At 58.3% G+C, this 22,810-nt stretch carries 16 protein-coding genes; 10 read left to right on the forward strand and 6 right to left on the reverse strand.

The annotated features are described in order from the left end of the window. Positions 1 to 297 precede the first annotated feature (297 nt). The 3 genes from ACYSMN_RS20940 to ACYSMN_RS20950 all read left to right on the forward strand — a co-directional run bounded on the left by ACYSMN_RS20940 (position 298) and on the right by ACYSMN_RS20950 (position 3,773). A complete protein-coding gene (locus tag ACYSMN_RS20940; protein ID WP_488925868.1) occupies positions 298 to 1,155 on the forward strand; it encodes a rhomboid family intramembrane serine protease in 858 nt (285 codons plus the stop codon). A 138-nt stretch (positions 1,156 to 1,293) separates the two neighbouring features. Beyond that, positions 1,294 to 2,271, forward strand: a complete 978-nt coding sequence (locus ACYSMN_RS20945; protein ID WP_488925869.1) for a T9SS type A sorting domain-containing protein — start codon at positions 1,294 to 1,296, stop codon at positions 2,269 to 2,271. A gap of 254 nt (positions 2,272 to 2,525) precedes the next feature. Then, positions 2,526 to 3,773: an esterase/lipase family protein gene (locus tag ACYSMN_RS20950; protein WP_488925870.1), complete on the forward strand. Its 1,248-nt coding sequence runs from the start codon at positions 2,526 to 2,528 to the stop codon at positions 3,771 to 3,773. Between the two features lie 136 nt (positions 3,774 to 3,909). On the opposite strand, the gene ACYSMN_RS20955 is transcribed toward ACYSMN_RS20950, so the two are convergent. Further along, the gene (locus tag ACYSMN_RS20955; RefSeq protein ID WP_488925871.1) at positions 3,910 to 5,469 is read right to left on the reverse strand and encodes an alpha/beta hydrolase family protein; all 1,560 of its coding nucleotides are present in this window, start codon (positions 5,467 to 5,469) and stop codon (positions 3,910 to 3,912) included. A 162-nt stretch (positions 5,470 to 5,631) separates the two neighbouring features. Further along, entirely contained in the window at positions 5,632 to 6,615 is a 984-nt protein-coding gene (locus ACYSMN_RS20960; protein ID WP_488925872.1) for a fasciclin domain-containing protein, read from the reverse strand. Between the two features lie 228 nt (positions 6,616 to 6,843). Between ACYSMN_RS20960 and ACYSMN_RS20965 the strand changes: the two genes are divergently transcribed. After that, positions 6,844 to 7,734, forward strand: coding sequence for a hypothetical protein (locus tag ACYSMN_RS20965; RefSeq protein ID WP_488925873.1), 891 nt, complete (start codon positions 6,844 to 6,846; stop codon positions 7,732 to 7,734). 8 nt (positions 7,735 to 7,742) lie between these two features. Here the strand turns inward: ACYSMN_RS20965 and ACYSMN_RS20970 are convergent, their stop codons facing one another. Continuing rightward, positions 7,743 to 8,357: a YcxB family protein gene (locus ACYSMN_RS20970; RefSeq protein WP_488925874.1), complete on the reverse strand. Its 615-nt coding sequence runs from the start codon at positions 8,355 to 8,357 to the stop codon at positions 7,743 to 7,745. 199 nt (positions 8,358 to 8,556) lie between these two features. On the opposite strand from ACYSMN_RS20970, the gene ACYSMN_RS20975 reads away from it, so the two are divergent. Further along, entirely contained in the window at positions 8,557 to 9,363 is an 807-nt protein-coding gene (locus ACYSMN_RS20975) for an alpha/beta fold hydrolase (RefSeq protein WP_488925875.1), read from the forward strand. A gap of 290 nt (positions 9,364 to 9,653) precedes the next feature. Then, positions 9,654 to 12,107 carry a reprolysin-like metallopeptidase gene (locus ACYSMN_RS20980; protein ID WP_488925876.1) on the forward strand — a complete coding sequence of 818 codons (2,454 nt, stop codon included), beginning with the start codon at positions 9,654 to 9,656 and terminating at the stop codon, positions 12,105 to 12,107. Between the two features lie 55 nt (positions 12,108 to 12,162). Here ACYSMN_RS20980 and ACYSMN_RS20985 read toward each other — a convergent pair whose 3' ends face one another. Together ACYSMN_RS20985 and ACYSMN_RS20990 are read right to left on the reverse strand one after the other, a co-directional pair. Continuing rightward, complete coding sequence (locus ACYSMN_RS20985; RefSeq protein ID WP_488925877.1) at positions 12,163 to 12,801, reverse strand: DinB family protein; 639 nt, start codon at positions 12,799 to 12,801, stop codon at positions 12,163 to 12,165. A gap of 260 nt (positions 12,802 to 13,061) precedes the next feature. Continuing rightward, on the reverse strand, positions 13,062 to 15,497 hold the full coding sequence (locus ACYSMN_RS20990; protein ID WP_488925878.1) for a glycoside hydrolase family 31 protein: 2,436 nt from the start codon (positions 15,495 to 15,497) through the stop codon (positions 13,062 to 13,064). A gap of 196 nt (positions 15,498 to 15,693) precedes the next feature. On the opposite strand from ACYSMN_RS20990, the gene ACYSMN_RS20995 reads away from it, so the two are divergent. Both ACYSMN_RS20995 and ACYSMN_RS21000 read left to right on the forward strand, forming a co-directional pair. After that, positions 15,694 to 16,809, forward strand: a complete 1,116-nt coding sequence (locus ACYSMN_RS20995) for a glycosyltransferase family 4 protein (protein ID WP_488925879.1) — start codon at positions 15,694 to 15,696, stop codon at positions 16,807 to 16,809. Positions 16,810 to 17,165: 356 nt separating this feature from the next. Continuing rightward, positions 17,166 to 17,639 carry a YdeI/OmpD-associated family protein gene (locus ACYSMN_RS21000; protein WP_488925880.1) on the forward strand — a complete coding sequence of 158 codons (474 nt, stop codon included), beginning with the start codon at positions 17,166 to 17,168 and terminating at the stop codon, positions 17,637 to 17,639. Between the two features lie 75 nt (positions 17,640 to 17,714). Here the strand turns inward: ACYSMN_RS21000 and ACYSMN_RS21005 are convergent, their stop codons facing one another. Continuing rightward, complete coding sequence (locus tag ACYSMN_RS21005) at positions 17,715 to 19,763, reverse strand: alpha-amylase family glycosyl hydrolase (protein ID WP_488925881.1); 2,049 nt, start codon at positions 19,761 to 19,763, stop codon at positions 17,715 to 17,717. A gap of 260 nt (positions 19,764 to 20,023) precedes the next feature. On the opposite strand from ACYSMN_RS21005, the gene ggt reads away from it, so the two are divergent. Next, on the forward strand, positions 20,024 to 21,769 hold the full coding sequence (gene ggt, locus ACYSMN_RS21010) for a gamma-glutamyltransferase (protein ID WP_488925882.1): 1,746 nt from the start codon (positions 20,024 to 20,026) through the stop codon (positions 21,767 to 21,769). Between the two features lie 677 nt (positions 21,770 to 22,446). Continuing rightward, positions 22,447 to 22,810 (forward strand): glycosyl hydrolase family 28-related protein (locus ACYSMN_RS21015; protein ID WP_488925883.1); only part of this gene is annotated, 364 nt, incomplete at its 3' end.

Here is a 22,810-nt window from a genome sequence, read left to right on the forward strand (position 1 = left end):
AAAAGACGGTTTTTCCGGCGTCATGCTTCTGAAGTTGTTCATCTGTGTGCGGGGTGTTCGTTCAGTTACTTTGCTCTCCCGGCGGAATGTAGATTGAGTTTTGACGGTCTGATCGGCGAGTACATGTATCATTCGTCTTCGGGCAGTTTCCTCTCTTTCCAGCTCGGAAGGGCAGAAAATCTAGCCGGGTTAAGAGCAGCCTACCATTTCTGGCAGCCTCGCTGAGCGGAGAAGTGGGATGGGACGGTTCTTGCGCGGTCACGGTAGCAGCGCCCACGCCGGGCCCGACTCCGTTGCATGGAAACTCCGCCCCCAAGTCCCCTCGCCGATAAGACCGATGCCGAGCTGCTCTACCTGGCGCAGCAGGCGGCGCGCTACCCACCGGCCGTGGGAGCGGCGGCCGTGCAGGAGCTGCAACGGCGCGGCCTGATTCCGACGGAACTACCCAACGCTGCCAGTTCATCTCCTCCCCTGCCCTCGACTGAATCAGACGTGAGCGGTCTACGCCAGACCGGCCGGCTGCTGCGCGCCGTGCTGTGGCCCCGAGCGGGCTATTTTGTTACGCCGCTGCTGCTCAACGCCAATCTGCTGGTGTTCCTGCTTATGGGCCTGCGCGGCGTAAACCTGCTGGCTCCCGCCAGCACCGACCTTATTGCTTGGGGCTCTAATTTCTCTCCTTTGACTCCCTCGCAGCCGTGGCGCCTGCTCACCAGCACTTTTCTGCACGGCGGCCCTGCTCACCTGCTGCTCAACCTGAGTGCGCTGCTGCTGCTCGGACTCATGGCAGAAGCTAAAGCTGGCCGTTGGCGTTGGCTGGTGGTATACGGGCTGAGCAGCGTGGGCGGCAGTGTGGCTAGTCTGTGGTGGCACGTGCGCGGCGTGAACTCAGTGGGCGCGTCGGGGGCTATTTTTGGGTTGTATGGGTTGCTGCTGGCAATGCTACTCACCGGTGGCCCGGCCATCACCCGGCAGGAGCGTGCCGGCATGCTGGGCCTACTGCTCTACTTCGCCCTCAGCAGCCTAGTAGGTGGCCTCGACGGCCCAAACGGCACCGACAACGCCGCGCACGTAGGCGGCCTGCTGACAGGCTTAGCGGTGGGGCTGGCGTGGGAGTTGCTGGCTCGTGCCAAACGCAACAAACTACGTACAGGATGAATCTAAACCATTCGCCACCCTACGTAACTCAAAAAATTCGATTCTAGGAATACAACCATCCACTGTTTTACTTCATCTTTCGGGAGCAAAACCTTATTACCTTTCCCGCGCATTTCCTCTTAAACGCCTTCTCACATCATGAAAACACGCTTACTTTCGCTAGCCTCTGCGGCCTTGAGCCTGCTGACCGCCGTTACCGCGTCGGCCCAAACCTCTGCGGTGCCCAACGGCAATTTCAACGCCTGGACAACTCGTAGCACGGTCGAAGTGCCACAGGATTGGACCACTACAGATGAAGCCATTAAGTCGTCTCAGTTTGGCTTTTTCTACACCAATTCCACCACCACTAAGGCAACCGACAGTCGTAGTGGATTTGCTGCGAGAATGGAAACCAAGACCGACCAACTCGTAAGTGCCGTAATTGGCGGCCCCGTACCCGGAGCCGTATTTCTTGGCCGAGTCACGGTAGCTGACCTTCAAGGCTTCATTAGCAACCCCAATGCAGGTGGTCTGAGTGCTCTGGGCGGATTGCCGTTTACGACCCGCGCCACCAGTATGCAGTTTTACTACAAGCTGAGCGGGGCTAGTGCCGCCGCCGATTCTGCTTATGCGCTGGTATCGCTGACGCGCACCGTGGCTGGCTCGGTACAGACTGTTGCGGTTGGCTCCCTGCGTCTGCTGCCCGCGGCCACCTATACGCTAAGCAACGTACCGCTATTCTACACCTCTACCCTGGCCCCCGACTCCGTTCATATTGCGTTTGCCTCAGGAACAGCCCGAAACCGTGCGGCCGGCACCGTGCTCCTTGTGGACGACGTGGTGATGTCTGGCACCGTATCCTCCACCCGCGACGCCCAGTTAACGGCCGCCTTGCAAGTGTACCCCAACCCCAACGGTTCGGGGGTGTTTACGCTGGCAGCCCGCGGACGCGAGACGGCGCTCCATCAGGCCGACCTCACGGTTACGGACGCCCTAGGCCGCGTAGTGCTGCGGCAGTCGGCCAGCCGGACCACGACCGCCCGCACCCTCGATTTGCAAGCCCAGCCCGCGGGCCTCTATACTCTCCGCCTCGAAACGCCTGACGGGTTCGTGGTGCAGAAACTGATGAAGCTCTAGTTTCAGTGGTACAACCTAACCTAAAAGCTGCCCCGGTTGCTGGTATAATCGTCCAGCGGCCGGGGCAGCTTTTTGCTGTTCCGGCCGTTGGAGGTACGGCGTAGACGTTGCTGTGGGTAGCGCCTGCTCTACGTGTGGTACGGTACCCCACGTGGCTAGCGGCGGAGTCGTAGCTTTACAGTGGGTTGCCGGCCAGCGTGTATCTTTTATACCTCTGCCCTGCCGACGGCCCCTGACGCGCAAACACTAACTCCGTGACCGACGACCTACTTCCCGCCGACAATACGCTTCCTACTGACAGCTCATTGCCCAAGGAAGTCCAAGCACCAAACTTGCCGCCGGACGCTCAGCAGGACCAAGCGTCAGATCAACAACCTTCCCGCTGGAAACGCGCCGTGCGAGCTATGGGACGAGCAGCGCTGGTGCCTTTCGATACGGCCGGTTTCCTGTACCGGACGGGTAAAGAAAACCAGCATTTCACGCTGCCCGTGCTCAACGGTGCTTTCGGCGACCAACTGGCCGAGCGCCAGGACCGCCGGGCCATTCAAATGAGTTTCCGCCGCCATCAAGCCGATGTGCCCGTGACGGCCCTGCGCCTGACGCCCGGTGCCAACGGCCCGCGCAAAGTGGTGGTCTTTCTGCACGGCCTGATGGGCGACGAGGTGATTTGGCAAGCGGGTTCTCCCGATGGCCTACGCTACGGCCCGCGACTCCAACAAGATACTGGCGCCGTGTGCCTTTACGTGCGCTACAACACCGGCCTGCACATCTCCCAGAACGGCCAGCTGCTCCACGCCTTGCTCACGGAGCTGGTGCGCACCTACCCCGAAGCTATTGGCGCCCTCACACTAGTAGGCCACAGCATGGGCGGACTCGTTATTCGGAGCGCCGGCTACTACGCCTCGAAGGAAGCGGCGAACAAAACAGCAGGCACCAACAACGAACAGAACCTCGACAACACCTTATCCTTACCTGGGCAACCCGCAACTAACAACCAGCAATTAGAAGCATCTGACTGGCTTCTGCATCTGCGCGACGTATTTCTATTGGGCGTGCCCAACGATGGTTCGTTTCTGGAGCAGAACAGCCACTTCACGTCCGTAGTGCTGCGCAAAATCAACCTTTGGCCCACGCGCCTCATCAGCGGCCTCATCGACAAGCGCAGCAACGGCATCAAGGATCTGCGACACGCCATTCTGGTAGACGAAGACTGGCAGGACCCGCACGCCAACGACCTGTTTCCGCCTCGTACGCTGGTCCCGCCGTTGCCCGGCGTACGTTACCACGTGCTGGTAGGCTCGCTGCTCAAAAGCGTGGACTCCGCCCTGCACGACTATTTTGGCGACGGCTTAGTAGGCGCTGGTAGTGCCCTTGGCCGCGTCTTCGGCGACCCGGGCTTGCCGCCGGAGCAGCTCATCAGCAGCCGGGTGTTTCCTAAGCTCCACCACGGCACGCTGCTTTCCAACCCGGAAGTATACCAGTACCTGCGCGACCGTATCTAACTCTTCTGTAGCCCCGCGTAGCATCCTTTAGCCGTACACAGCACCAGCCCCCACGAAAGCATCTAATCAACGATGACGCTTCCGCGGGGGCTGGTTTTTAGCTGGTTCCGCTTAAATCGACGGCATATTACCCACGCTATTCCTTCGCCTGTTCCTCGATCCAAGAGTGCATGGCTTCCAGCGCGGCGGACGAAATTACGGGCTGTGGCTGGCCATTGACTAAGGGCCATTCCGTGGTAGGAGCCTGGAAAAGATGATTGGCTCCTTCTATTTTCTCAACCGTTACGCGCTTATTGCCTTTCAGTCCTTTAGATAATGGCTCCAGATTGGCTGGTACTTCGGCTATGTCGTCGCCGGTGCCGTGAAGCAGCAACACGGGGATTCGCACCTTACTCAGTTCCGCCTGCGGGTTGAATTTCAGGTAGCTGCGATAGGCGGGCGTGGTGAGGCGGGCCACGGCCGTTTGCACGACTTCGGGCGCTAGGCTGGGCATGTCTTGCCTGATCATGTTGGCGATGATAGGCTCCACCTGGGCGTTGTTGGGCGTATTAGCAATGATATCGAGCATGGCGCGGCGGCGCTTACGCTCGGCGTCGATGCGCTTACGGTCCTCGGCTTTTTGGCGGATGCGCTGCTGTTCAATGAAAGTAGCCACCTGCGCCGCGTTGGAACCCGAGTCCCGCAGTTTTTCGGCCTGCTTCAGCGCTTCTCTTCGGGCCACATCTTCCCGCCGTGCTAAGCCTAGCAGAGCCGTATCGGCGTCGCCGGCCCGCAGCAGCAGCGACGGCCGCTGTTGCGCCAGCAACTCCCGGCCCGGCAACCCGGCGGCGGCCAGCGTGACTACGAAATTAGGTGGCAAGGGCTGCGCCGCCGCTAATAGCGCCGCATTGCCGCCTTCGCCGTGGCCCACCAGCCCCAAGTGAGCAATGTCGATGAGCGGGCGGGTGCGCAAGAAAGCAAGAGCCGCCTGCGCATCGCGCACCCGGTCGGCGATGGTAGCAGTGGCGGAGTCACCACCCGACTGGCCCGTGCCCCGGTCGTCGAGACGCAGCACGGCAATACCCCGGCGGGTGAGATAGTCGGCGAGGCTGCCGAAGAGAGGAAAACCGTTGTACGCGGCATCGCGGGTTTGCGCGTCCTGGTCGGAGAGCAGCACGACGGCCGGGAACGGGCCTTCGCCCGCGGGGACGGTAAGTGTGCCCGCTAGCCGCAGGTGGTCGGTGGCGTTAGGCACCGACACTTCCTCTACGCGGTAGGGCGGCGGAAACTTGAAGGTTTTGGGCGCTGCGGGGGCCGCGGAAGGCACAAACAACAGCGACAGCCGAGTGCTGTAGCCGGGTTGCTGCCAGACGCCAAGCAACTGTTGGCCATCGGCGGAACGCTTGCCCACGAAGCGACACCCCGCTCGCTCCGCCTCGAAGGTGAGCGTATCGCCTCGTGGCGTCACCGTCATTGGCTCCCGATTTACCCGCTGCATGGGCACGTCGAGCACGGCGAAGCGGTTGCCATCGGCCAGTTCCGTTATGGTAATCGTGAGCGGAAGGCTGCCACCGGGTACTGTCAGGGCGCCTTTCCATTGCCCTTCGAGTGAGTAGCGCGGATTTGCTGGAGCCTGCGCTTGGACGCGACCAACTACCAGCAGGAGCAATAAGGCCGTCAACCAACCGTACGTGGACACAACAACCAACCTCTTCATGCAGTGAATGGATGAGAACAAGATGCGTGGCCAGCCTTTTTCTTTAACGGCTTGGCCTCCGGAGCCACAAGTACGGCAACCCATCAACAATTTAATCCAGCAATTGGCCCAGCCGTCTTGAATAGTAGACCAACCACTTGCCGCGCTTGTTCAGCTTTCCAACTAGGGCCGTAGCACTTGGTCAATGACGTGCACGACCCCGTTGGTACACTGCACATCCGGAATTACCATGTTGGCAGCGGCAGCATTTCCACCACCTTTCACAGTTAGTAAGCCGTTGTTGAAGGCACCAAGTGTGAGTTGCTTGCCCCCGGCCGTAGCAACTTGCGTGCTTTCGGGTAGCTCCGCAGTAAACTGCCCACCCAGTATTACACTGTTTAGGAGTATTTCTTTAACCGTTGCTTGCGGGAGCCGGCGGATGTCGGCCGGTACGTTCAGGGGCACGCCCAACTCAGCACCTAAGTTCTTGAACGCTTGATCGGAGGGAGCGAAAACGGTGAATTGCGGGCTGCCCGCCGACGCTGATAGCGTACTCGCCAGGTCGGTGTAGAGTACGGCTTCCACCAAAAAGCTTAATTCGGGGGTGGTAAAGACCTGCGCATCCTTCAACGCTATTGCCGATTGTACAATATCAGCGCCGGTAGCTAGTAAAACCTTGTCTGTGGTGTGTATAGTGCCATTAGAAGCTTTGACGTCGGTGCCAATAATTTTTGAGCCATTGACGTATAAGCTGCCGCCGCGGCTGATAATGCGCCGGCTCGGGCCCAGCAGCGAGGGAGAGGTTTGGCCATCCTGCAAATCAGTGCCAGCCAACGTACCGCTCGTGACGTTGTAGAGCAGCGTACTAACCAAAAACGATTTTTGCAGATTCAGTAAGTCCGTAGCAGACTTTATTCCGAGGCGCTCAAAGGCCTCATTAGTGGGAGCAAAAACGGTGTAGTTACCTTCCGGGTCATTTGGATTTTTTTCAGACAATACCCCAACTAGCTCCCCCCTAATAGCTGCGTCTTCCAAAATCTGGAAATCATGATTGGCAACGGCGATGCTGGCAATAGTCGGGGCAACGTCATCATTTTTCTGGCAGCCAGCCAGCAGCAAGGAACTAACGGCAAGCGTAGCAAACCAAGTTTGTAGAGTGTTCTTCATGAATGAAAGAGGATTAGCAAAGGTAAGGCACATGGTGGGCCGCTAAGCAGACGTAGAAACGGAAAAGATTTCTGTTCGGATTTGGGTTATTTCAAATCCAATTAACGAAGCAAGTTCGTAGTTAGCGCGCCAACTGCTTCCCAAATACGAACGTCGTGTTAAAGGTACGGTTCTTGAATAATTTCCGGAAGTCTTTGCGTAGCTTTGTCTTGCTCTACTAGTTTACTTATGCCATACTCCTACCGTTCTCTGATTGTTTTTTCCTTGCTGAGCGTTGGCGGAATTTCCGCTAGTAAAGCGCAAAGCTTAGTGAGTGGTTTTCTGCCGGGTAAGGGTCACGGTTCCGTGGTTGTATCGGGCACCGTGGAGCGCTACCAGAGTGTGTACCTGGCACCGGCGAAGATTGATCGGGTGCCCATTTTCGACCGGGTGGAGGTTAGCTCCGTGAATCTGTATGCCAACTACGGTATAACCGATAAGCTGGAAGCAGTAGTGAGTCTGCCTTGGATTCAGTCGAAGGGCTACGCCGACGAGCAAGTGTTACAGCAGAACAATTATGTCAATAAACGTTCTGGCCTACAGGATATTACCTTGCTACTAAAGGCTAAGCTATTTTCCAAGGAAATAGGCACCAACGTGCTGGATGTGCTAGGGGTAGTAAGCGGCAGCACTCCCGTAAGCGACTATAAATCAGAGCCGGGCCTAGCATACATCATTGCTATCGGCAATCGGGCCAACAAGGTGTCGGCGCAGGGGGTGGTGCACTTGAAAACGCTGTCGGGAGTGTTTGCGACGGGTCAGGCCGGGTACAGCGTCCGCGACAATAAGGCTCCCAATGCCTTCGTAGCGGAAGCGAAGCTGGGTTACGCCGGCCCTAAGCTCTACGTGGATGCCCTAGCCTCTTTTCAAAAATCGGACAAGAGCGGCACCGACGTTTTACAGCCTGGTTTCGAGGGTTTCTTCCCTTCTACCCGCGTCGATTTCGTGCGCCTGGGCGTTAGTGCGTTTCGGCCCATAGCTAAAGGATTTGGCCTGACAGTGGGAGCTACGACCTATGTAGCGGGCCGCAACCTGGGCAAATCCACGGGGGTTTCGGGCGGCGTCGCCTATAATTTATAACTGGGCTGCTACCTCACACGCACGCCAGCAAGACGTAGCAGGGCCAGCAGATCGGCCGACGTGGCGGGTTCCTGCACTTGGCGTAAGTCGAGGTAGTAGCAGTCTTCCGTAGAAGTGTAGAGCAGCAGCCAGGGACTGATGCGGCGCACGCGATAAAGCGTGTTCCAGGGCCAATACGTTTCCTGACCCGCCTGTCGGACCAATATTCCCTCGAAACTTACTTCGAAGTAGGTACGGTGTTGCGCCGTCGGACTTTGGTGGTAGGCCGCTTTATAGTGCCGACGGTTGTAGAGGAACGAGGCTCCGTACAGCACCGCTAGCAGCAATATGGTCTTCACCAGCCGGAGCAAAAAATGGGCTATTTGCATCGGAAACCAATAAATCAGCCCAGCGCTTACGGCTAGCACTACAAACCATCTGCGCAGGCGTTTCCAAGTAGGCTCCGGCGTTGTCGGCTCATCAGGTTCGGGCGGTTCCACTCGTTCTCGGCTGGTATGGCCGCTGCTATTGCGGCGGCTCAGCTGCTCGCTATGGATGGCCTCGTAGTCCTCAACCGAAACCGTGCACCAGCTTACATGAATAGCAGGTCCAACGAGTGTAGAGGCAGGTAGCGAATCAGGCATAGATAAAACAGTGGGGTTTCTGCCAATAGATCAGGGAACGGCAACGGTCTATTCTAGTATGACAAGGAAAGGATTACGGTTGGTCGAAGACCTGAGCCCTCGTTTTTGCTACTGCAACGGGCTTTTATTATGCCCTGCGCCTGTCGGCATCCGCAACCTGAGCTGATTAATTTTACCGTGAATTATACGCTCGGAAAAAATGCCTAACTGGAGTACAGCAATCTGCGAAACAAACGAAATTACGCTACACTATATAAGAACCGGAGGCAATAAACCGCCTATAATTCTGCTACACGGCTTAATGACGAATGGCTTGTGCTGGTCAGGTTTGGCACGGGTGCTGGAGCACGACTATGACGTAATCATGCCGGACGCCAGGGGGCATGGCCAGTCGAGTGCACCTGCCGCTGGATATCGATACGAAGATCATGCAAACGATATTGCCGGGTTGATAGATGCTCTACGACTTCCGCCTCCATTCTTGCTCGGGCATTCTATGGGCGGTATGACGGCTGCCGTGGTGGCAAGTCGTAGACCCAATCTGGTCCGTGGTCTGATCTTAGCTGACCCAACCTTTCTGAGCCCAACAGTGCAGCGCGAAGTTCATGATAGTGACGTGGCTGAGCAGCATAGCAACATGCTTACTAGGTCATTGAATGAAGTAGTGGCCGATGCGCGGGTTAGACATCCTAACCGATCATCGGAAACTCTGGAGCTATTCGCTCAGGCACGACTGCAAACCAGTATGCGTGCTTTTGATGTTCTCAGGCCCCCAAACCCCGATTATAAGCAGGTAGTACGTGCGATTTGCGTTCCAAGCCTCCTTCTGTGGAGTGATAAAGGTGTGATTTCAGCTGCTGTTGCGGAAGAGTTGCAACGTCTTAATCCGGCACTGCAAGTGGAGCAAATCCGGGAAGCTGGCCACGCGCTCCACTTAGACCAACCAGAGCGCTTTACAACAGTTGTTCAAGGCTTTCTACGTTCAATCGGAACAGCTACTTGCTGAACGCACCAGAGCTTGAATCGTTTGGGCGATTGCTGTACCGGTTTAGCCTGCACGTAGCTTAAGGCTTCAAATTTTGCTGTTTCTATCAAAGCAGCCTTTTTCTGTGCTCTCCCTCTGCCCCGCGACTTGGGTGCTTGTTACTTTATTCTTTTCCACTGTAGTTTTCTTATATATAGTTATCATATTTGATTGCTCCTAGCAGCTGCACAGATGTTATTGCTGCTTTGGGTCTTGAACTCCCATGATACAGGGCAGGGAGTTAGATATACCGATTACTTCTGCGCTCGACTATGAAACAAAACTTACTGGAAGGCAAACTGCTACTTGCTTTTGCGCTGCTATTGCTACGGCCTTGCCTGGGGCTGGCACAGCTGAAAAGCACACTTTGGCAGGCGACATCAGCGCCGGCCTCTCTTGGCGCAGAGAGTGAGGTGGGGCGTTGGTTCACGCTTGATACGCTTCAGTTAGCGAACCGGCTGGCGCTGGCACCGCCGGAAACTCGGCCTACTGAGGCTATAACCATAGAGTTGCCTTATCCCGATGGTACACTGCACCGTTTCGCCATCACGCAGGTGCCCGTGCTAGCGCCAGCGTTGGCCGCTCGCTATCCGCAGATTCGCACCTACGCCGGCCGCTCCCTCGACGAGCCTTCCGCTTCGGTCCGGTTGACCTGGGCTCCCGCTGGCTTGCACACCCAAGTGCTTACTGCCACTAACACGCTCAGCATAGCCCCTAGCTCCACCGCCCCTGTCCGCTACCAGAGTCGGCGGGAAGTTGCCGTCGATTTCGAATGCCTGGCTTTGCCGGTGCCAGGGCGTACCGAAGGGTCGCTAGGCGGTACTCCACCCGACGCGCCAGCGCCGTACGGCTCCCAGCTCCTCACCATACGGCTAGCCTTAGCTGCCACCGGTGAGTATGTACAGAACCTAGGGGGCGGCACCGTGCTCGGTACGCTGTTCAGCATGGCAGCGCTGGTCAACAACACCAACGCCGTCTATGAGCGAGACCTGTCTTTGCGGCTTCGACTCATAGATAATACCGACCGGCTCATCTACCTCAACCCAGCCACTGATCCGTATCTTGATACCAGCTCTCTGGGCCTAGCAAACGCCAATGATGGTATAGTAGGAAATATTATTGGAGCCGGCAATTACGATATAGGGCACGTACTGGGCTACCGCGGAGCTGGCGGCTATTCGGGTGTTGCTTACGTTGGCGTGGTATGCTCGTCGGGTCGGCCAGCGGGCGGCGCGTCCACCGCGGTTTCGGCCTCGTTTATGGCTACAGTTTTCATACACGAAGTCGGGCATCAGCTTGGATCTGGGCATACATTCAATGGTGAGCAAGATCTGTGCAGGGGTAATCGTGATGCGAACACGGCTTATGAGCCCGGCGCCGGTAACACGATCATGTCCTATGACTCGCGTTGCGCGCCCGATGACGTAGGCGAAGCCATCCAATATTTTCATGCTGGCAGCATCAGCGCCATTTTACGGCGGCTTAGGTGCGGCACCACCACCGAGACTGGCAACCAAACGCCCAGTGTGAGTGTCCCTCCCAGCACTTATTTCATTCCGCAGGACACTCCTTTCGCCCTCACTGGCAGTGGCACCGACCCTGATGGCGATGCTCTCACTTATTCCTGGGAAGAGTTAGACCTCGGCAGTGCCAGCGGCTTGGCCGGGGCGGCAACCGATGCGTCCGGGCCGCCACTGTTTCGCAGCTTTGCGCCCGTGAGCAGCCCCACCCGCACGTTTCCGGCGTTGCCGGCTATTCTGAGCAACACGGTTTCGTTGGGAGAAATACTGCCTCAAGTAGCCCGTTCTCTTAATTTTCGTCTTACCGCCCGCGATAACCGCCGTGGTGTGGCAGCCGCCAACATAGCCCTGACCGTGGCTGAGGCCGGACCGTTCAAGATCACAACTCCCAGCTTCCCTTTCTGGACACCATCTAACGGTATTTACACCCTCACCTGGGACGTAGCGGGTACCAACCAGCCTCCAATAAGCTGCGCGAATGTACAGGTGCTGCTTTCCACCGACGGGGGCCGTAATTTTCCCACGGTGCTGCTGGCTAGCACGCCCAACGATGGCGAGGCGCAAGTGCGGCTGCCGGGCGGTGTGCGCACCAGGCAGGCCCGGCTGAAAGTGCAGGCGCTAGACAACGTTTTCTTCGCCATCAACAATGCCAACCTCCCGCTGGATAGTCCGCTACCCGTGGAGCTGACCAGCTTCACGGCCGAAGCTTACAATGCTACAGCGAACTTGACCTGGACCACGGCTTCAGAAAAGGATAATGTGGGTTTCGCCGTAGAGGTTTCCAGTGATGGCAATACGTTTCGCCGCGTGGGCTGGGTAGCTGGGCAAGGCAATACCTCGGCCCCCACTACCTACCGCTACACTGACGGCGCTTTACCCACCTACGGAACCTCCACCGTGTACTACCGTCTGCGCCAAACCGACACCGACGGCACCGAAAGCTTCTCGCCGGTTCGGGCCGTGACCATACCTCGTAGCATCAGCAGTTCCTTACAGCTCTGGCCTAATCCCACCCGAGGCCACGTAACGTTATCCGGCCTTGCGCCTGGCCAACCCATACAACTTCTTGACCTGGCGGGCCGCACACTACTCAGCGCAGTGCTACCAAACACCGGCTTGCTCGATCTGGCACTGCCCGCTGGGCTAGCTCCTGGTATGTACGTGGTGCGCGGCGGTGGCTATTCCCGGCAGTTGCTGGTGGAATAAACCTTCCTGAAGAGAATTCCTGCTAGTATTTTGAATATACTTCAACACAATATTTTTAACCAGGCAACCGACTTTTAAGCCATTTGATCTGGCCATTGTGGTTGGATTCGTGTTCCACCACATGAAACCACTTGCAGTAATTGTTGGTGGGTTGCTTACCGAAAAAAGTAGGGTCCACGGCCATGAGCCACTGGTCGTCGCGTTGGCGGAGTTCGGTTAGCGTGTTGGCCCGCACTTCGTGCAGCGTGTTGAGGTAGTAGTCGAGATTATGGCCCTGGATGGAGCGGCGGGCCGCGTCGCCGAGGTCCATGGCGGCGCCCCACTGCTGCTTTTCCTGGGCATTGAAGCCGGGCCGGCCCGCTAGCGTATTGGCTTGATAGTATACTTCCACGGCCGCCAAGTGCAGCAGCAAAGCGCCGATGGAGTTGGCTTCGGGGTCGAATTGGTGGTCAAGGGCGGCTTGGTTGAGTCCCTGTGCTGAGTCCAACACCACGGCCCGCATCCAATCCATCATCGACACCAACGTGCCAACCTGCGGAGTATAGCCGGGCCGTGGCCCAATAATGTTGTGGTTATTGGAAGGCGAAGCGCCCGACGAACACGCCAGCGTGGGTAATAGTGCCAAGCCCGCCACGCTGGCAGAGCCGTGCAGGAAGTTCCGGCGCGAAAAAGGCTTGTGGTGTAGTGGAGCCATGGGAAAGAGAAATTAACTCAGTAGCCCGCCAAGTCACCTAATTTTATTGGAAACTTTGGCTATTGCTTCCTCAATCTGGTAAAGCGGCCATCAGCAAGCAATTGCAACGGTCCAACCCAATCAACGGGCAGCGGCCCAACGGTGTTATGTTCAGTCAAACCAATATTGCAGCTAGACTTGCAGCTTCAGCCCGAAGCCAAAAAAGCCCCATACTGAACTCAGCGCGGGACTTTTTTGGCTTTCAGGCGAGCAAACTGCTATCAGCCTACTACTAGTTCCGTGAAGTTGGCGGCTACTATGATGGCGGGCAGCGTGAGGCCGGTTTCGAGAGTTGCTTCCAGGGCTTCGGCGGGCTGGCCGTCGGTGCTGAAGGCGCTGGCGCCGAAGGGTAAACCGTGCAGTACCACGCGGTAGCGCGTGAAGCTGGGTTGATAGTTGCCTTCGGTGGTTTGCTGGAGCAGCAGACCTTTGTCGGTGCCCGTGACGGTGAAGCGGCGCGTGGTGGCGCCGCCGTTTTGGTAGCCGTAGCCTTCCCCACCATCATCGTAGAGGACGCTGCTTTCCTGGCCGACTTTGTAGTAGACGTGCAGCGTCACCTCCTCAATCACCTGCTCGCCTACGTACTGCTGCACGGGATAGAAAGGAATAACCGCGCCGGCGCGCACAAACAGCGGAATTCGATCGAGGCCGGCGGCGGCCCATACTTCGGCGCCACCGGTTTTGGGCTCGTCGGTGTAGTAGTAGAACCACTCGCCGCGGGGCAGGTACATCCAGCGGCCATCGGCGCCGGCCTGCGTGATGGGGCAGATCAGCAGATGGTCGCCGAGGCCGAATTCGGCCATGCGGAGGTAGGTTTCGGTGTCGGTTTGGTCGAGGAAGGTGAGCGGGCGCAGCATGGGCGTGCCCTGCGTAGCGTACTGCCAGAACGTGGTGTACATGTAGGGCAGCAGGCGGTAGCGCAGCTCGATGAAGCTCTTGGCCAGCTCCGTGTACTGCTCGCCGAAGCTCCACGGCTCCTGGTCGCCGTGGTCGCCGGAGGAGTGGGTGCGGAAGAACGGGTGGAAGACGCCCAGCGCCACCCAGCGCACGTACAGCTCGCCGTCGGGCGTATCGATAAAGCCCCCAATATCGGACCCGATGAAGCTGAAGCCCGAAATACTCAGGCGCTGGCACTGAATGTTGGCCAACCAGAGGTGCTCCCAGGAAGCAATGTTGTCGCCGGTCCAGGCGGAGGAGTAGCGCTGCCCGCCGGCGTAGGTGCTGCGCGTGATGGTGAACGGACGGTTGGGATACGCGAACTGCTTGACGCCGGCCGCCGTGGCGCGGGCCATCTGCATACCGTAGATGTTGTGGGCCTTGCGGTGCGAAGCCGGGTGCCCTTCGTAGTGGAAGCGCACGTCGTCGGGGAAGGTACCTTTCTCGAACACGGCCGGCTCGTTCATGTCGTTCCACACGCCTTTCACGCCGGTTTCTTCGATGAGGCCCTTGAACAGGCCCGCCCACCACTCGCGCACTTCGGGGCGAGTGTAGTCGGGGAAGTTGCAGAGGCCGGGCCACACGGAACCCCGCATCAGCGGGCCGTCGCCGCGGCGGCAGAAGTAGTCCGCGGCCAGGCCTTCGGTGTATACGCTGTAGTTGGGGTCAATCTTGATGCCGGGGTCGATGATGACAATGGTTTTGAAGCCATCGGCGGCCAGCTCCTGCACCATGCGCTTGGGCTCGGGGAAGTGCTGGGGGCTCCACGTAAAGCAGCGGTAGCCATCCATGTAATCGATGTCGAGGTAGAGCGCGTCGCAGGGAATTTGGCGGTCGCGGAAGCCTTTGGCAATCTCCTTGACGTTGCTTTCCGGGAAGTAGCTCCACTTGCACTGGTGGTAGCCCAGAGCCCACAGCGGCGGCAGTTCGGGCGGGCAGGTGAGGCGGGTGTACTCCTGCGTTACTTCCAGCAGCGAGGGGCCGTAGATGAAGTAGTAGTTCATCTCGCCACCCTGGGCCCAGAAGCTCGTCACGTCGGCCCGCTCGGCGGCAAAATCGAAGGAGGCTTTGAAGGAATTATCGAAGAAGATGCCGTGGGCCGTTTTCTGCTGCAGTTCCAGGTAGAACGGAATGTTCTTGTAGAGCGGGTCGGTGCCCTTCACGTAGCCGTAGGTATCGGAGCCCCAGTTGGTGAAGCGCTTGCCACGCAGATTCATGTTGTCGGGCTTGTCGCCGAGGCCGTAGTAGTGCACACCGCTCTGCACCGCCTTGCTCATCTTCACGATATCGTTGCCGGTATCGTACTCATACTCCCAGTGGAAGCCCTTTTCGTCTTGCACCAGCACGGAGCCCGAGCGGTCGAGGACGCGCGTTTTCAGCCCGTCTTTGGCAACGGTGCAAATCAGGCGGTCGGTGGTGATGCGGTAGTGATCGGGCCGCTCGCGAAACTCCAGGAACACCGGCGCCTGGCGGGCCGGCACACCGTCGGGAAAGGCATAACTGAAATCGGGTCCGAAACCAACCTCAGTGGCGTAGCGGAAGCGCAGAACTTTGTCGGTTATAACTTCGAGGCGCAACTGCACTTCGTTGTCGCAACGAAAAACAAAATCGTGACCTTCCTGGCGGCCAGCTATAACTTTACCAGGGAAGAACTCCTGTTTCGCTTTCGCGGCCAGGTCGTTTACCATGTAATTGTTTAGCTGGAGACTATTATCGTTCATGGTGTGCGTAAGACTGAGGGAGAGGAGCAACTGAGCAAAAAGAACCCGAAGGCGCCGGGAAAGCTCATGTTCAGCTTGCGAAGGTAAAAACGAATCCCGCGAATTTTGCCTAACATTGACTAATGATTAATTAAAACCGCCTGCACAGTCTCAGCAACGCGGTTTCGCTAGTGTCTCGCCTACTTCGTTACTGCTCATGACCACTACTCCGCTTAAGGTACTGCTGCTGGGTTGGGATGACCCCGCCGCGCCCACCGGAGTACAAACCGGCCCAACTGCCCAGCCCGATTTAGTGTCTGCCCTGGCCCCCAGCACCGATCTGACGCTGCTCGTTCCCTATCTATCGGAGCCCGTGCGCCTGTCTGCCACCGCTAACGTGGTGGGGCTAGGCAATCTAACTACTGAGGAATTGGGCCGGCTGGAAACGCAGCTTAGCGGTACTCATCCGGCAACGTGGCAGTCGCCCGCGGCTCCGTACCTGGGTGCTTCGGAGCCAACTGCTGCCAATAATGGCGCGGGCGGTAACGCTGGCCACAACGATGATTCCAGCCGCCGCAGCACCGACTTCACGGCCCCGGCTGCGCCTTACGTGGGCAGCACGGCGCCCCCGGAGGTTACTGCATTCTCCGTTCCTATCGTAGCTACGGCTCCTGAACCAACGGCGCCGAGCACGGACCCGGCAGCCGCTACCCTGCTCAATCCAGATGCTTTTGAGGCCACTGCTGAACCGGAGGCGCAGGAAACGGAAGCTCTAAGTCCGCCCGCCACCGACTTAGCTTCCGACGAGGCAACACCTGAGACAGAGGAGGCCACCATTCAAGTCGCAACCACGCCCCAATCAACAGCTCCGGTAGTGCGGCAGTCGGTGTTGGACGTGGCGCTAGAGTCTTTGCGCACCGAATCTTCCGACGACGCCAGCATGAATTTTCGGGTTATTCAATACGCCCGCTTCGCCACGCGGGTAGCGGCCAGCCAGGATTTCGCGGTGATATATGCATCCGATTGGCCTTCGTGGCTGGCGGGCATGGAAATCCGGCAGCTGACGGGCAAGCCGTTGGTGCTGTATGTGCACACGCTGGCCCAGGACCGGGGCACCGCCGCCGACCGGGGCTGGGTAATGGAACTGGAGCGGCTGGCCCTGCGTCGCGCCGACCTCGTGCTAGCGGCTTCTTCTGCTCTGGCCTTGCGCGTATTAGAGCTGCACGAACTGCCACCACAACGGGTACGCCGCCTCTCATCCGCCACCGCCAACGACCCGGAGCAGCTGGCAGAAACCATCTTGGCGGCCTTGCGTGAAGTCTCGCCGGAATAGCGGTGAGAGATGAGATATGCGACAGTGGGACATGAGTAGTGAGACAGGCGTAGGTGTTTCTGAGCCCTACTTAATAGCCGGTGTGCTTACTGTTGACTGACTGATTAGCGCACTCGAAAACCAAGCCTCATCCAAGAAGTTGACAGCGAAACCGGCGTAACTCTGGTGGCCGGGGCTACCTTTGTTGGGCTGGCTCACGCTGTTTGAAGCAATATGTTGGTTGGACTGCGGAAGCCGAATTGTCCCAACTACGTAGCCAGTGTACTTCTCAATCGGTAGCAAGGCGGCTAGCCAGATAAAAAATCAGCTGCGCGTTTTCATCCTGAAAAAGCCGGCTCTTTCACTTAATAATATCCATGTCTGATTCTCAGGAACAGGTTTTCGACGCCACGCTGGAGCTGCATCCCACCGATGGCGGCGTCTTTCTTTTCGTGCCGTTTAGCGTGCCGGAAGTATTTGGGCAGCGGGGCCAAGTACACGTGCGCGGCACTCTCGACGGTTTTCCATTTCGTCTGCCGCTCACCCTGGACGAAGACGGCCACCATATCCTGACGGTAAACAAGCAGCTGCGCAACACCATCGGCAAGACCTGGGGCCTGCCCGTGCACGTCACGATGACGCTGGACACCGATGAGCCCGGTTTCGTGGTGCCCGAGGATCTCACCCGCGCCCTGGAACGGGCCGGGTTGCGCGCCAAGTTCGACCAGCTGGCTTATCCCTACCGCCGCGAGTATGTGCAGTGGGTGGAACGGGCTAAAAAGCCCGAGGCCCGCCTGCGCCGCATCCAAGATGTGTTGGAAGGCGCCCAAGCGGGCCATAAGCTCAAGTAAATCTGAAAGATGTTTTCAGACAACCAGCGGCGTTTCTGGCTGACACAATTGGCCAAAAACGCCGCTGGCTACTTTCTACCCTACCCGGATCAGTACCAAGGCGGTGCGGCTCGTAACGTAGAGGCTTAGTTTGTTGATGCCTTCTTCCACGAAGGTTTCGTAGAGCAAGGACGTGTCTACGCGGTTGTGGCCGCCGAACTCGGGAGCATCGGTGCTGAGCAGGATGCGGTAACGGCCAGAATGCGGCACGAAGAAGTGGTAGTCGAAGATGCTGCGCGTGACGTGGAAGTTGAACACGAACACCAGCGGCCCCCGCTCGAAGATGAGCACCTGGTTGTCGGTGTCGATGTTGAGTTGGTGCGCGGCGGGATTGGCTAGCAGGTGGTGCTTGCGGGCCAGCCCAAGCTGCGCGTGGTCGAACTGTAGCAGCTGGTTGAATTTTAGGTCAGGGTTGTCGCCGAGACTCCATTGGCGGCGGGCGAAATGGTAGCTCCAGTTGTTGCCCTCGCGCGGAAAATCAACCCACTCGGGGTGGCCAAACTCGTTGCCGATGAAGTTGAGGTAGGCTTCGCCGCCTAAGCTCAGCGTGAGCAGCCGAATCATCTTGTGCAGCGCCACGCCGCGGTCGGCCACGGGGCTGGGGTCGTCCTTGTGCATGTGCTCGTAGATGTCCTTGTCTAGGAGCCAGTGCGAGAGGGTTTTGTCACCGACTAATGCTTGGTCGTGGCTTTCGGCGTAGGCTACGGTTTTCTCGCCGGCGCGGCGGTTGGTGAGCGTGTGCCAGAGCGCGTGCAGGTTCCAATCTTCGTCGCGGGTGTGCTTGAGCAGCTTGATCCAGTAGTCGGGGATGCCCATGCCCAGGCGGTAATCGAAACCCACGCCACCTTCCCGAATGGGCCGGCAGAGACCAGGCAGGCCGCTCATGTCTTCGGCAATCAGCAACGCGCCCTTCTTTATCTCGTGGACGAGTGTGGTAGCCATCTGTAGGTACAGAATGGCATCCTCGTCGGCTTCGGGACCAAAATACTGGTCGTAGGAGCTGAACGCCACGCCCTCGCCGTGGTGGTGGTAGAGCATGCTCGTCACGCCATCGAAGCGGAAGCCATCAAAATGAAACTCCTCCAGCCAGTAGCGCAGGTTGCTGAGCAGGAAGCGCTGCACCTCCGGCCGGCCGTAGTCGAAAAGCTTGGAGTCCCAGCCGGGATGGTCGCCGCGCGGGCCTTGATGGAAGTACTGGCCGCCGGAACCGTCGAAGTCGGCGAGACCTTCGGCCTCGTTTTTCACGGCGTGCGAGTGCACCACATCGAGCAGCACGGCCAGGCCGCGCTGGTGGGCTTCGTTCACCAGATACTTGAGGTCTTCGGGGGTGCCAAAACGGGAGCTAACGGCGAAAAAGTTGGCCACGTGATAGCCGAACGAGCCGTAGTAGGGATGCTCCATCACGGCCATCAGCTGCACGCAATTGTAGCCGCCGGCCTGAATGCGGGGCAGCACGTTATCGGCAAATTCGCGGTAGGTGCCCACGCGGCCTTCTTCAGTGGCCATGCCCACGTGCGCCTCGTAGATGAGCGGCTCGCGCACGTGGTTGTGAATGCGGTACTTCTGGTCGGTCCAGGCGAAGGGCGTTTCGGGGCGCCAGACCTGGCCGGCAAAATCGTGGGTTTGCTCGTCCTGCACGGCGCGGCGTAGGGTGGCGGGCAGCCGGTCTTTGCCGCCCTGGGCGGTGCGTACGTGCACTTTGTAACGGCTGCCGTGAGTGAGGCGGTCCTGGTATTCGCGGTCCGGCAGGAACACTTCCCACACCCCGTCGTCGGTGCGCCGAAGTGGGGTAGCATCCCGGTCCCAGCCGTTGAAGTCACCAACGAGGGACAGGAACTCGGCGGCGGGGGCCCATTCGCGGTACCAGAAACCGCGGCGGCGGGCATCGTAGTTCAGGCCCAGGTGCAAATGGGCTGTGGCGAACTTGCCCAGCGAGCCACACTGCTCCTTTATTTCTTCGAGCCGCTCTTCTAATCGGGCCAGACGGCGGCGGAGCACCGGTTCGTAGGGCGTCAGCCAGGGGTCGTGCTGCACCAAGGGCAGATGAGGCGTTGTCAGGGCCGGGATGAGCATTTCGGGAGGCATGAGTTCGGGTTGTGGATGACGAATGGCTGAGAGACAAAAGTAGAGTTTTGCGCGGCGGCTCTTTTGAGTAGCGAGACGTTGGTATTAAGTTAGGTAGTGAGACACAAAGCAAAAACTGTCTCATTACTCAGTACTTAGGTCTCACTACTTGTAAAGGCCTGCCACTAACCGTTAGGCTTAGCTAGCTACAAGCTACTAAATCGATTTACACTCCCGCTTGTTGCCGTGTACTTCCTAGGTCGCCTTGTTACCTTGCCCTTATGAAACGCTATTTCTATCCGCTGGCGCTGGCCGCCCTACTTTCTTGCACTACCAGCTCGCGCCCGGCAGCCCCCACCGCAACGCCCGCCAACCAGGCCACGCTAGCCGCCCCCATTCCCGCCGCTACGCCCGTCGTGACGGAGAAGGCCATGGTGGTGTCGGCGCACCCGGAAGCCACGCGCGTGGGCGTGGAGATTTTGCGAAAAGGCGGCAACGCGTACGACGCGGCCGTGGCCGTGCAGTTTGCGCTGGCCGTGGTGTTTCCAGTGGCTGGCAACATTGGCGGCGGCGGCTTTTTGCTGTACCGCGGCGCCGATGGGCAAGAAGGGGCGTTGGATTTCCGCGAAACCGCGCCGGCCGCCGCCACGCGCGACATGTACCTCGACGCGCAGGGCAACATCATCCCCGACCTGAGCACCCTCGGGCACCGCGCTGTGGGCGTGCCAGGCACCGTGGCCGGCATGGTGGAGCTGCACAAAAAGCTCGGAAAGTTGCCGTGGCGCGACGTGGTGCAGCCCGCCGTGGACCTGGCCGCGAAAGGCGTGGTGCTGACGGCCAGAGAAGCTGCTGGCCTCAATGCCTTCCGGGATAATTTTAGCCGCTTCACTCCTACTTCGTCCTACCTCGCCGCCACGGGCACTGAGTGGAAAGCTGGCCAGACCATCCGCCACCCAGACCTGGCTCGCACGCTGGAGCGTATTCGTGACCAGGGCCGCCCTGGCTTTTACGAGGGCCAAACCGCCGATTTGCTGGTAGCCGAAATGCAACGCGGCCAGGGCCTCATCAGCAAAAAAGACCTGCAAACCTACCAGCCCAAGTGGCGCACGCCGCTGCACGGCCAGTACCGCGGGCACGACGTATTAGCCTTTCCGCCGCCCAGCTCCGGTGGCGTGGCGCTGCTCCAAATGTTCCAGATGCTGGAGCCCTACGACCTGAAAAAAGCCGGCTGGCACTCCCCGCAAGCCACGCACTGGATTACCGAAGCCCAGCGCCGCGTATACGCCGACCGCGCCACCTACCTCGGCGACCCGGATTTCGGGAAAGTGCCCGTCGCGCAGCTGCTAGATACGAAGTATAACCAGCAGCGCATGGCTTCTACCCTGCCCCAACGCGCCACGCTCAGCGCCCAGGTAGCTGCCGGCACCGGCCTGACGAGCTACGAGTCGGACCAGACGACGCACTACAGCGTGGTAGACGCGCAGGGCAACGCGGTGAGTTGCACGACTACGCTCAACGGCGCCTACGGCAGTAAAGTCGTGGTGGCTGGAGCTGGCTTCATTCTGAACAACGAGATGGACGATTTCAGCAGCAAGCCTGGTACGCCCAACGCCTACGGACTGGTAGGCGGCGCGGCCAATGCCATTGCGCCCGGCAAGCGGATGTTGTCGTCGATGACGCCCACCATCTTCACCAAAGGCGGTAAGCTGGCGCTGGTGGTGGGTACACCGGGCGGCTCCACCATTATCACGAGTGTGCTGCAAGCCAGCCTCAACGTGCTCGACTATGGCATGAACGCTCAGCAGGCGGTGGCTGCGCCGCGCCTGCACCACCAGTGGCTCCCCGACCAGATTGACGTGGAAGCTGGCGCCCTGTTGCCCGCCGCCGAGGATACGCTACGGGCCCGCGGCTACACCCTGAAACCGCGCAACCCCTGGGGTCGCGTCGAGGTGATTCGGGTGCTGCCGGGTGGCAAGCTGGAAGGTGGCGCCGACCCGCGAGGTGATGATGCCGCAGCAGGGTATTAGAGGCTCAAATAGAAGGCGTAACAGTCGCGGGGGCAGTTTGGGTATCTGCAAGCAGTGTCGGCACGCCCTTGTTTGCCTTACACTTTACCGATCGAGGCCGACTCAGACCGGCCTCATATTTCTGATATCAGCTAAGTAGCGTCTCAGGTAGTGCTATTCTGAGGCTCGTGTGTGGCTTCGTACTAGGAGCTAGTCCGAAAATACGTGTCAAAAATACTGCACTACGCTTCCAAAGTGTGCCTATTATGGAAAAGTAGGTCATTTGGCGCGCCCGATCTGATAAGTTGAGAAATATTGTCTACCTGATAGAAAGGTAATGTCATTTCGCACTAACGCTCCACTCCCGCGAACATTATTTTGTAGTAATATGTAGATAAACATCGTTTATTAAAATGTATATTTTTTAGTCTTCTATCCTCTCTGCACATTCCACTATAATTTTGAATCAAACATGAGTATTATTCTATTAAATACTGAATTTCAATCTATTGTGTGCAATAGTAGTAAGTGTAAATTTCATTATTATTTGATATTACCAAGTCCCAACCAGGGTGTTTGTTCGCGCTGAAATGTGAATAAAAATTAGAACATTCATTGTCTCAAAATGGTATTCCGCTTACTTTGTTGCCCAGCTCCTGCTTCAAGGAAATCTTATTCTCCACCCTACATTGTTTACGATGGTTCGTTTTTTCTCTTCTCTGCTCTTGCTGTTGTGGCTGAGTATTGGTGGGCTGCCGCTAGCAGTAGCCCAATCTACCGACGCCCTCTTTCCGGCCGATGCGGGCCTGATCAACGTCAAAGCGGCTCCCTACAACGCCAAGGGCGACGGTTCCACCGACGACACCGAGGCTATCAAACGGGCTATTGCCGACTACATCGTCACGACTCGCACACTTTACTTTCCCACGGGCACTTACCTGGTTAGCCAGTCGCTGGACTGGCCGTACCGGGACGGCTTCAGCCCGCGCGGGCTCATCATTCAAGGACAAAGCCGGACTGGCACTATTATCCGGCTCAAGGACGGCACTCCCGGCTTCCAGG

Source organism: Hymenobacter sp. M1-2 (assembly GCF_057808495.1).